The organism is Vibrio sp. 10N.261.52.A1, from assembly GCF_002876325.1.
In the GTDB taxonomy this organism is placed as follows: domain Bacteria; phylum Pseudomonadota; class Gammaproteobacteria; order Enterobacterales; family Vibrionaceae; genus Vibrio; species Vibrio chagasii.
Map to the genome: position 1 here is coordinate 1 of NZ_MCYD01001047.1, position 272 is coordinate 272.

The window sequence follows — 272 nt, forward strand, 5'->3', positions numbered from 1 at the left end:
GAACTCTTCACCACCCCAGCGACCCGCAACACCGCCCACACTTTCAACACTGCGCTTAGTAATATTAGCCAACGCACAGATCACCTCGTCACCGACCATGTGACCGTATGTATCATTAATCGATTTAAAATCATCAATATCGAGCAGCATACACACAAGGTGATTGTCAGAGGTCATGTGTTCTCTAAACCACTCATAAATAGCTCGACGATTGAGTAAGTCCGTCATCTCATCGTAATTCGCTTGATGCACGAGCTGCTTTTCTAGCATCA

At 45.6% G+C, this 272-nt stretch carries 1 protein-coding gene; it reads right to left on the reverse strand.

Annotation, left to right across the window (positions count from 1 at the left end; genetic code table 11):
- Positions 1–272 (reverse strand): GGDEF domain-containing protein (locus BCT81_RS22715; RefSeq protein ID WP_133152694.1); only part of this gene is annotated, 272 nt, incomplete at both ends.